The 9,922-nt window shown below is 36.9% G+C and carries 13 protein-coding genes; 8 read left to right on the top strand and 5 right to left on the bottom strand.

What is annotated here, in order from left to right; genetic code table 11:
• Positions 1-62 precede the first annotated feature (62 nt).
• From ACIR310F_RS0111740 to petP, 4 genes are all read right to left on the bottom strand, one after another.
• Complete coding sequence (locus tag ACIR310F_RS0111740; protein WP_028083998.1) at positions 63-335, bottom strand: hypothetical protein; 273 nt, start codon at positions 333-335, stop codon at positions 63-65.
• 79 nt (positions 336-414) lie between these two features.
• Positions 415-1,452: a chlorophyll synthase ChlG gene (gene chlG / locus ACIR310F_RS0111745; RefSeq protein ID WP_028083999.1), complete on the bottom strand. Its 1,038-nt coding sequence runs from the start codon at positions 1,450-1,452 to the stop codon at positions 415-417.
• 82 nt (positions 1,453-1,534) lie between these two features.
• Positions 1,535-2,635, bottom strand: coding sequence for a Get3/ArsA fold putative tail anchor-mediating ATPase NosAFP (locus ACIR310F_RS0111750; protein ID WP_028084000.1), 1,101 nt, complete (start codon positions 2,633-2,635; stop codon positions 1,535-1,537).
• Between the two features lie 84 nt (positions 2,636-2,719).
• Positions 2,720-2,911, bottom strand: coding sequence for a cytochrome b6f subunit PetP (gene petP, locus ACIR310F_RS0111755; protein ID WP_028084001.1), 192 nt, complete (start codon positions 2,909-2,911; stop codon positions 2,720-2,722).
• A 108-nt stretch (positions 2,912-3,019) separates the two neighbouring features.
• Between petP and ACIR310F_RS22300 the strand changes: the two genes are divergently transcribed.
• The gene (locus ACIR310F_RS22300; RefSeq protein WP_051289592.1) at positions 3,020-3,667 is read left to right on the top strand and encodes a Uma2 family endonuclease; all 648 of its coding nucleotides are present in this window, start codon (positions 3,020-3,022) and stop codon (positions 3,665-3,667) included.
• On the opposite strand, the gene ACIR310F_RS23675 is transcribed toward ACIR310F_RS22300, so the two are convergent.
• Positions 3,636-3,887, bottom strand: coding sequence for a hypothetical protein (locus ACIR310F_RS23675; RefSeq protein ID WP_051289594.1), 252 nt, complete (start codon positions 3,885-3,887; stop codon positions 3,636-3,638). The two genes, ACIR310F_RS22300 and ACIR310F_RS23675, sit on opposite strands and share 32 nt — an antisense overlap.
• 406 nt (positions 3,888-4,293) lie before the next feature.
• On the opposite strand from ACIR310F_RS23675, the gene ACIR310F_RS0111765 reads away from it, so the two are divergent.
• The 7 genes from ACIR310F_RS0111765 to ACIR310F_RS26825 form a co-directional block, all read left to right on the top strand.
• Positions 4,294-5,100, top strand: a complete 807-nt coding sequence (locus tag ACIR310F_RS0111765; RefSeq protein WP_028084002.1) for an ABC transporter permease — start codon at positions 4,294-4,296, stop codon at positions 5,098-5,100.
• An 84-nt stretch (positions 5,101-5,184) separates the two neighbouring features.
• The gene (locus ACIR310F_RS0111770) at positions 5,185-5,979 is read left to right on the top strand and encodes a Uma2 family endonuclease (RefSeq protein ID WP_028084003.1); all 795 of its coding nucleotides are present in this window, start codon (positions 5,185-5,187) and stop codon (positions 5,977-5,979) included.
• A 9-nt stretch (positions 5,980-5,988) separates the two neighbouring features.
• A complete protein-coding gene (locus ACIR310F_RS0111775; RefSeq protein ID WP_028084004.1) occupies positions 5,989-6,747 on the top strand; it encodes a Uma2 family endonuclease in 759 nt (252 codons plus the stop codon).
• A 389-nt stretch (positions 6,748-7,136) separates the two neighbouring features.
• Positions 7,137-7,892 carry an ABC transporter ATP-binding protein gene (locus tag ACIR310F_RS0111780; RefSeq protein ID WP_028084005.1) on the top strand — a complete coding sequence of 252 codons (756 nt, stop codon included), beginning with the start codon at positions 7,137-7,139 and terminating at the stop codon, positions 7,890-7,892.
• Between the two features lie 24 nt (positions 7,893-7,916).
• Positions 7,917-8,375: a DUF29 domain-containing protein gene (locus tag ACIR310F_RS0111785; protein ID WP_028084006.1), complete on the top strand. Its 459-nt coding sequence runs from the start codon at positions 7,917-7,919 to the stop codon at positions 8,373-8,375.
• A gap of 193 nt (positions 8,376-8,568) precedes the next feature.
• Positions 8,569-9,255: a Uma2 family endonuclease gene (locus ACIR310F_RS0111790; RefSeq protein ID WP_035367920.1), complete on the top strand. Its 687-nt coding sequence runs from the start codon at positions 8,569-8,571 to the stop codon at positions 9,253-9,255.
• Positions 9,256-9,627: 372 nt separating this feature from the next.
• Positions 9,628-9,922 (top strand): Uma2 family endonuclease (locus tag ACIR310F_RS26825; protein WP_231387506.1); only part of this gene is annotated, 295 nt, incomplete at its 3' end.

A 9,922-nucleotide genomic window follows, 5' to 3' on the forward strand; every position in this document is an offset into this window, starting at 1 on the left:
TCTGTACCTCATAATACCGGGAACTGCTGTAAGTGCTGTAAATGATTTAGAAGGAGAACAAATCATGAATTTGATTGATGATCTTTACAACCAATTGCTGCTTCTGTACTAGCAATATATGGATTTACCGTACATTTAAGAAGGTAATTATTAGTGGAAAATTGGCAATTATGACAGGGGATTTTGTGCATTTCTTGAGCAATTTTAACAGTCTCCTTTGTAGCTGTCCATAAATTCAAAAACACCATAATAATCATAGTCCAAGCTATGAAAAAGCAAATCGGAACTAAGAAGGGTTGTATCCCGTGAATGAGGAAAGAGATAAAATTTAACATGACAATTGCTAAACTTGGTAAACTGAGGAATTAAATCCCCGACCTCTGAAAAAATCGGGGGATTTGGAATTAATAAATGTTAAACTCCAGCATGACCTAATGCAATACCTGTTACCAACATTCCCAAAACTAAGAAAGGTTGGGCGCTGGCTTGATATTTGACATCATTAGCTATGGGGTCACGGAGGAAATACATATCTTGGAAAGTGATTTGGGGGATAATTAATAATACGAGAATAGCTGCATATAAATTCTCGTGAATACTGACCAAATAACCAGCAACCAAACCTTGAAATAAATCAATCATGACCACACAAATTAAAGCCGCAGTTTGTACCCCAAACATAACTGGTAATGATTGTAAACCTAATTGGCGATCGCCTTCCACACTTTTAAAATCATTAACAATGGCAATACCCAAACCTGCCAAACTATAAAACAGAGTCAGAACAACAATTTTCCAATTCAATTCACCAAATAAAGCATGACCGGCCCACCAAGGTAAAGCGATATAACTAGCGCCCAAGGCATAATTTCCTAACCAACCATTTTGTTTTAACTTTAATGGAGGTGCGGAATAGATATAAGCAATGAAACTACCAAAAACAGACAACATTAAAACAGTAGGAAATGGATGATTTGCCCATAAATCCAAAGTATAAGCTACCCCGTATCCTAATAATAGTAAAACAATGATTTGGCTAATTACTTGCTTTTGGGAAATTGCCCCCGAAGGAATAGGTCTGTAAGGTTCATTAATAGCGTCAATGTCCCGGTCATAATAATCATTGATAGTTTGAGTATAACCGGTCAATAAAGGACCAGAAAGCAGCATACAAAGGGCTGATTTGAGAACATTTTCTAGAGTCCAAGTGTAATTACCAGCAGAAGCCGCACCACAGACCACACCCCAAATTAGGGGAATCCAAGTAATCGGTTTCATCAATTGTAAACGAATTTTCCAAATAGAAGTTTCCCCCGGACTTGCACCTTTCATTCCCAACAATTGCCGAGTTTTCGCATTACGATCTTCCGTTGTTGTTACTTCTTGATTTGTAGATTCTCCAACCTCCTCATTTGCTTGAGGATTTGGATTAATAGGATTTGATTCAGACATAAGGTGTAATGGTAATTGGTAATTGGTAATTGGTAATAGGCAAAATTGGTTGTATCAATTTCTTTTACCTATTACCCATGACCTAAAAAGAAATTATCAAATAACTGTTTTGAAACTTTGCCCCAGTCACAGGTTTACCACTTAAAGCAGGAGGGAGGAAGATATTGCGTCTTTGATCTCCGGCTTCTACCGTGACCTCTGGACCGTACTGAGTAAGTTTAACTTGTTTTTTGTCAAAACCAGGTAAAAAGAGGCGTACTTGGCGATTATGTACATCAATTTCTATTGGTTGGTTAGCTTGTAATGCTTGCTCAACAAAATTGGGTAAAGCATTAATTAGAGGTTGCCATTCATCATTAGATACATCAGGAACTATACTCACAGGTAGAGGTGCAAATTCCGAGGTTAGATGAGTATTTTCCCCTCCAGCTACTAAAATTAACCCACCAATAGTTAAACCAACTTGTTGAGCGCTTCCCCAAAGATAGCGCGAATTTGCCACATCAATTGAGTCTGATGTTGTCACCAGAAAAGCAGCGACACGCTGGGGATTAGCCACAGCGGCTTTACCTTGTTCGAGAAAACCATTAACTTGGTTAGTAGGTTGGGCGAAATTATCAGCAGTCCAATTAACATTAAAAAGACTACTAATTAAAGGTTGAAGAAAGGGAGATTCTGTAATTGTTTTCCCCAAATCAGAGTTAATAAACAATTGCCGAAATCGTCTCACGTACCAACTCAAAGATTCTGGCATTCCTAACATTCGCAAGGTGGAATCATCTCCGGTGCCATCATAGATAATCGCGTCATATTTGCCACTGGCATCATATTCACGCAGGGCATTGAGCGCGAGAGCGTGATCCATACCTGGTAATGCTACTAATTCTTGCCCGTAAACTTCTTTAAAAATCGGTGTACGCAGGTATTGAGCCTCTAGTTTTTTCATCTCGTCCCAATTGCGTTCTAGCAGTACAGACGCTGTAAACTGTACTGCTTGGAGATTGGGAGAGATTTCCTGGGGGTCAGGAGTCAGAGCCGTATTGAGTAGAATTGGCAATGTTGGATCTGCTAGTCCTGCTAAGAGTACCCTTTTACCTTGTGTTGCCAAACTAATGGCTGCGGCGATCGCTATCTTACTGCGATAGATGCCGTTTTTGCCCAAAAATGTCAGTATCAAGGCCATTACTCAATTTCCAAATCGCCTATCTTGTCAATTACAACTTAGCACTCAACCAATCTTTTTAGCTTCTGCTGTGAGTTATTTTGATTAAGCTGGTTTGATTTCATCGGCAAAAAACCAGGTAGAGAAGTTATCGTCAAACTTCACCACCACGCCAATTCCTGCCCCGTCAGTGACTTTGTAGCCTTCGATAATGCCGATTTTTCCCAGTTTTTGAGCGATAGTAGAGGATACCCGGTCGCGCAAACGAATCACTTTAACTTTTTGTCCAATTTCCATGATCTAGTTAACATCCAATAATCTCAATCTCAGTGTAGCGGAATCTGGCACTCTATTTTCACCCTCTATAGTTTAAAATTAAATCAGTAAGCAAGTAGGTATACTCTTATGTTTGTTACAGCCCAGCAGCTAGAACAACAAATGCCGGATGCCACTCGTTTGTTAAGTGATGAACCGGAAATGGAAAGTTCTTTACATTATATGCAGTTACTAATACTAGTAACTAGTTTAGAATGGTTGTGGCGCGATCAAAATGATTTTTTTATTGGTGCAAATCTCACTATTTACTTTAGTCGTCAACAGTTAAAAAATCGAGAATTTCGCGGACCTGATTTCTTTTTAGTCAAAAATACAGAAAAAGTTCATCGCACTTCTTGGGTTGTATGGGAAGAAGATGGCCGTTATCCAGATTTGATTATTGAATTACTGTCAAATAGTACAGCCGAAATTGACCGCAATTTTAAAAAAGCTTTCTATGAAACTCGCTTTCGTACTCCAGAATATTTCTGGTTTAGTCCCGAAACTTTAGAATTTACAGGTTTAAGGCTCGTAGGAAATCAATATAAAGAAATTGTTCCTAATAAACAAGGATTACTTTGGAGTAAAGTCCTAGATTTATATTTAGGTGTGGCAAATAGTCAACTTCGTTATTTTACAGCTACAGGTGAATTAGTACCAACACCAGAAGAAACAGCTATAAAAATCCAAAAAGAAGCTCTGCAACTTAAAAACCAAGCTTTGCAAGCTGAACAATAAGCTCAAGCATCCCAGCAAAAAGCTTTGCAAGCTGAACAATAAGCTCAAGCATCCCAGCAAAAAGCTTTGCAAGCTGAACAATAAGCTCAAGCATCCCAGCAAAAAGCTTTGCAAGCTGAACAATAAGCTCAAGCATCCCAGCAAAAAGCTTTGCAAGCTGAACAATAAGCTCAAGCATCTCAGCAAAAAGCTTTGCAAGCTGAACAATAAGCTCAAGCATCCCAGCAAAAAGCTTTGCAAGCTGAACAACAATTGGCGCATGAAAAAGACAAAGTACAACTTTTAGCAGCGCATTTATTGTCTCTGGGAATAGACCCTGATAGTTTGAAGTAATTAAATATGTAGGAGATGCTAAATAAAATCTAAACCTATATAAATCAAAGGGTTGGGGTTGATAAGAAAGAAAATAGGTGCCAGGTTTTTGAAGGTAAGAGGCGCGAAAAATGTAGGGTCAGTGCCTCATGAGGTACAATTGTAGCGGGCAAGATGCCCGCACCACAAGATTTTTATCATTAATATCTATACCTCATAATATCGGAAACTGCTGTATCTCGAAATTAATCGTAATTAATGGTGTAAAATAGCCAAATGAGTTTTTTCCTGTGTGTAAAGATGGTGCTTGAAAAATGACACTTTCCCTGAAAAATAATTTACATTGGTCACAAGTGCAGCGTTATTGGGAACTGCTGTATGTTTTAGTAGTGCGAACTCTGAAAGTACGCTACCGGGGTTCTTTTCTAGGGGTTTATTGGTCGCTATTGAACCCATTGATTATGACGGGGTTATATACTGCTATTTTTGGTGCTACCTTTGCATCTTATTATAGTAACTCCATTCTTAACTATATGCTGGCAGCGTTCACAGGGCTGTTAGTCATCAATTTTTTCTCCGCTTGCACATCCCAGGCTTTAACTAGTGTAGTCGGTAATGGTGCATTATTAAATAAAATTCAGTTGCCAGTTAGTGTTTTCCCGGTATCAATGATTGCAGCTAATGTCTTTCAATTTTCAGTGGGAGCATTTCCGTTACTGGCAATTATGACTTTAGTTAATGCCAAAAGTCTACTCAATGTCCTAGCGTTGATATTTCCATTTATCGCACTGATTTTAGTTTCTACAGGGGTGGGGTTTTTAGTTAGTGCTTTGTACGTATTTTTTAGAGATTTACCTTATTTTTATGAATTAGTGGTATTTGTAATTTGGATTAGCAGTCCTATATTTTATCCAGCAGCTATTGTACCAAAGCAGGTTAAGCCATTTTTAGGTTTAAATCCTTTATCCCCAATTATTGAAAGTCTTCGTCAGATTACATTATCAGGTGCATCACCTGATTTAGGTTTGATTTGGGGGGCTTTGCTGAGTGGTATAATTATTTTAGCTTTGGGATGGACTTGTTTTCATCTGTGGCGACATCAGTTTATGGATTTACTGTAACCTGTAACGAAGACTTAATAATTAGACTGGGTATCCTGATATTTTATAATTAACAAAAGATAGTAAATTATCCCTATAAAATTTATGGCTTTAACCGCACAAGAAATAGAAGCATTAATGCCAGATTGTACGGAACTACTCAGCGACGAACCAGAGATGGAAAGCTCTTTGCATTATACACAACTATTAATATTAGTAACTTGCTTAGAATGGTTATGGCGTGATAGAGAGGATTTCTTCATTGGCGCAAATCTCAGCATCTACTATAGCCGACAACAGTTAAAAAATCGAGACTTTAGGGGACCTGATTTTTTTCTAGTCAAAGACACAGAAAAACATCCCCGTCTGTCTTGGGTAATTTGGGAAGAAGACGGTAAATATCCTAATGTGATCATTGAACTACTTTCTGATTCTACCGCAAAAGTAGATAAGGGATTGAAAAAACAGTTATATCAAAATCAATTCCGCACTCCTGAGTATTTTTGGTTTTCACCAAATACCTTAGAATTGGTAGGGTGGAGATTAACAGACAGTGAATATAAAATTATTCCCGTATCGGAAAATGGCTGGTATTGGAGTCAAGAACTGGGATTATACTTAGGAGTTTGGGAAAATAGATTGAGGTATTTTACCGTTGCGGGAAGATTGGTACTCACACCGGAAGAAGCAAATTTAGAGGAAATTAGAAAAGCTGAGACTGAACGAGAAAGGGCTGAGACTGAACGAGAAAGGGCTGAGACTGAACGAGAAAGGGCTGAAACTGAACGAGAAAGGGCTGAAACTGAACGAGAAAGGGCTGAAACTGAAATGCAAAGAGCAAATAAATTAGCAGAATATTTGCGATCGCTCGGTGTAGATCCTGATAGTGTGGTTAATTAGGAAAAAACTATGACTACAACCATAAATTTAAGCAATGTTACCATTGAATATCCTAGCGCTGATGGAGAACCCGTGGCAGAAACCTATATACATCTCTATGCGATTTTAACTACTTTAGAGGTTTTGCAACAGTACCTAGCAGGAAGACAAGCAACGGTACTAGCAAATCAATTTTTATACTATGCTCAAGGTTTTCCAAGATTAAGAGTAGCACCAGATGTGATGGTAATTTTTGACGTACCACCTGGGGGTAGAGATAATTATAAGGTTTGGGAAGAAGGTCAAGTTCCCCAAGTTGTGTTGGAAATGACTAGTGCAGGAACTCAAAAGCAAGACCAAGAGCAAAAGAAGTTATTATATGAACAATTAGGAATTGTAGAATATTGGTTATTTGACCCGAAAGGAGAATGGATAAACAAAAAGTTACAGGGGTATCGTTTACAGGACGACATATATCAACCCATTACTGATAGTTTATCTCAGCCATTGGGATTGCGTCTAGAAGTAGAAGGGGAGCTTTTAAGATTTTATCGTCTTGATACAGGTGATAAATTACTCATACCCACAGAATTGGCAGAAAAAGCTGATCATGAGAGTCAACGGGCTGAAGCTGAACGAAAAAGGGCTGAAACTGAAAAGCAAAGGGCTGAAACTGAAAAGCAAAGGGCTGAATCTGAAAAGCAAAGGGCTGAATCTGAACGAGAAAGAGCAAATAAATTAGCAGAATATTTGCGATCGCTCGGTGTAGATCCTGATAGTATAAATTAAGCAAATTAAGCAAATTAATATGTATCAATATTATCCATCATTGTCAAAAGAAACCATGTTGACAATGTATGATTTAGCGAGTGATTTAGTAGGGTAATCAGGATTACCGAAGGAATTTCATTGTCTACAGGAGGTTATTTGCAAAGTCTAATTTACTACTTGTCTTGAGGATGATAATTCCTGGCTATACAGACAAAAAACCATCTTCATGGGTTTAAAATCCACGCAGGTGGACTTTGTTTGTGTATTAGCAATTTATAATTGCCGATAGCCGGGGTGGCGTAGCCACTATCATATATATTTAAAACAACCCCCTAGTGGCATAATTATTGTATCCTGGGATGGACTTGTTTCATCTGTAGCGACATCAGTTTATGGATTTGCTGTCAATGGAAGTAATACGTTTAGATAGTGTTTCATTATGGAGAAGGACTCAAGAGGAATTTTCCTATGATTTGAAAAAAACGCTCCTATCTGTGGTAGAGGGTAAATATCGCCAACCTGCGAAAAAATTAGTGTTAAATAATATTAACCTAGTAGTTGACAAGGGCGAGAAAATAGGTATAATCGGTGCAAATGGTTCTGGTAAGTCCACGCTGTTAAAGATAATTTCTGGTATTCTTAGGCCTACAGTTGGTAATGTCAGGGTTAGGGGTCAGGTCGCACCTTTAATTGAACTAGGAGCAGGTTTTGATCCAGATATTTCTGTCATGGACAATATACTTCTCTATGGCGTATTATTGGGTTTTTCTAGGACTGAAATGAAAGCAAGAGCGCGTTCTATTTTGGAGTTTGCTGAATTAGAAGATTATGCTTTAGTTCCAGTTAAGGGTTTATCTTCCGGTATGGTGGCTCGTTTAGGTTTTGCTATTGCTACTGATGTTCAACCGGATATTTTGATTTTAGATGAAGTATTGTCCGTGGGAGATGAGGGTTTTAAAAATAAGTGCAAAGAAAGGATGGATCAGTTTTGGGATGATCATGCTACGGTTTTAGTTGTTTCTCATGATTTAGAGTTTGTCAGCACATCCTGTAAAAAAGCGATTTATTTAAGTCAAGGAAATATTAAATTTGCTGGTGACTCACAGGAGGTGGTAGATTTCTATTTAGAAACTGTTAAAAAATCTGAAATGGTGACTCATTGAGGGTAGATATGGAGAGGTTTAAAGATGGAAGCTAAGGCTATAAACTTAAAACAACTGTATGAAGAGGATTATTTATTGTGGTTAGAGGAGAATGTTAGATTATTGAGCGATCGCCAATTACAAGAAATAGATTATGATCATTTGATAGAGGAGTTAGAATCTTTGGGTAGAAGTGAAAAAAGAACAGTAGAAAGTTTGATGAAACAATTGTTGATTCATCTATTGTTATATCAATATTGGGCAACAGAATATCAGAGAAATGCTAATCATTGGAATCTAGAAATTCTCACTTTTAGAGATCAGCTTAATGAAGAATTAGCAGCCAAAACAATTTATAATTATCTGGTGGATAACCTGGATAAAATATATCAAAGTGCTATGAAATTAGCAGCCCAAAAAAGCCAGTTAAGTTTACCTCAGCAATGTCCATATACCTTGCAGGAAATATTAGATGAAAATTGGCTACCTCAACATATAATATAGTTAATTATCATCTATAAAAAATCATTAATAACACATTTATAACAATTTATGACTTACGTACGAGTCACGGAATAATGAACCACAGAGGCACAGGAAACACGGAGAAATGAGAGTTTGAGGAATATTTTGCGTAAGTCCTGCAATTGTTCAGATGCTAGGAATTATCACTTAAACTTAAATAGGATATATGACAATGATTACAGCACAACTAGATGAAGATGTACTTTACCCTGATAGTGATGGTAAACCAATGGCCGATAATACGGAACAATATAAATGGATTGTTATTATTAAGGAAAATTTAGAAATTCTTTTTGCTGATGTAAATAATGTTTTTATAGCTGCTGATTTATTATGGTATCCAGTGCGTTCTAAAGTAATTACACCAACTGCACCTGATGTTATGGTAGTATTTGGCAGACCTAAAGGTAAACGTAAATCTTATCGTCAATGGAGAGAGGAGAATATACCACCCCAAGTAGTGTTTGAAATTCTTTCAGCTAGTAACAACGATGATGAAATGCAGCGTAAGCTAGAATTTTATCAGCAATATGGAGTACAGGAGTATTACATATATGAGCCTGAGTCCTATGAAATTGAAGGTTGGATCAATAATAATGGCTCTTTGGTACAACTTGAACAGATTAATAGTTGGATTAGTCCCCGGTTAGGAATAAAATTTGATACATCTCAAGGAGAATTAATTATTTATCGTCCTGACGGAGAAAGGTTTTTAACTCCTGTACAATTAAGAAAGGAGTTAGAAGCACAGCGTGAATCTATTGATATAGAACGTCAAAGGGCTAATGAAGCGGAAGCTAAACTGTCTATATTAGCTCAAAAGTTGAGAGAGTTAAATATTGACCCTGATAGTTTATGAAAAATGATCACTAATAATGATATTATTTTCTGGATTAGAGAAAACACAATGATATTACTCAACAGGAGAAAATTCACAATGGAGTCTGTGGACAACTTACAGAAAAAACAACCCCCAACTAATTTCCGTTGTTATTGAAAACAATGAAGATGGTTATTTAGCTAGAATACCTGGTATTCAAGGTGCTTTTGCGGAAGGGGATACTCTTGAAGATGCTATGTTTAATTTTGTTGATGTTTTTAAAATAATTATTGATTATAAAAAGGAGGAAGATAAACCAATTTGGAAACTATAGCAATTTCTGATTTGATTAAATTATTTGACATAATAGGCAATAACCAGTTATCATACAAAGTAATTAAGGAGAAAAATATGACTCTAGCCACTCCTATTCAAACAGAAAAAACCTATTATACCCCAGAAGAATATCTGGAGTTAGAAAATCAATCTGAAAGCAAACATGAATACTTAAATGGGCAAATTATCGCCATGACTGGGGGAACAACAAATCATAATAAATTAGCAGGACAAATTTATGCTTTTCTTTTGTTTAATTTAGGTAATAAAGGTTATGAAGTATATATAGGAGATGTAAAATTATGGATTGAAGCATCTAATCGTTATACTTATCCTGATGTGATGGTAGTGGCAGGGAAAGCGAGGTATT

This window comes from Dolichospermum circinale AWQC310F, from assembly GCF_000426925.1.
Classification (GTDB): domain Bacteria; phylum Cyanobacteriota; class Cyanobacteriia; order Cyanobacteriales; family Nostocaceae; genus Dolichospermum; species Dolichospermum circinale.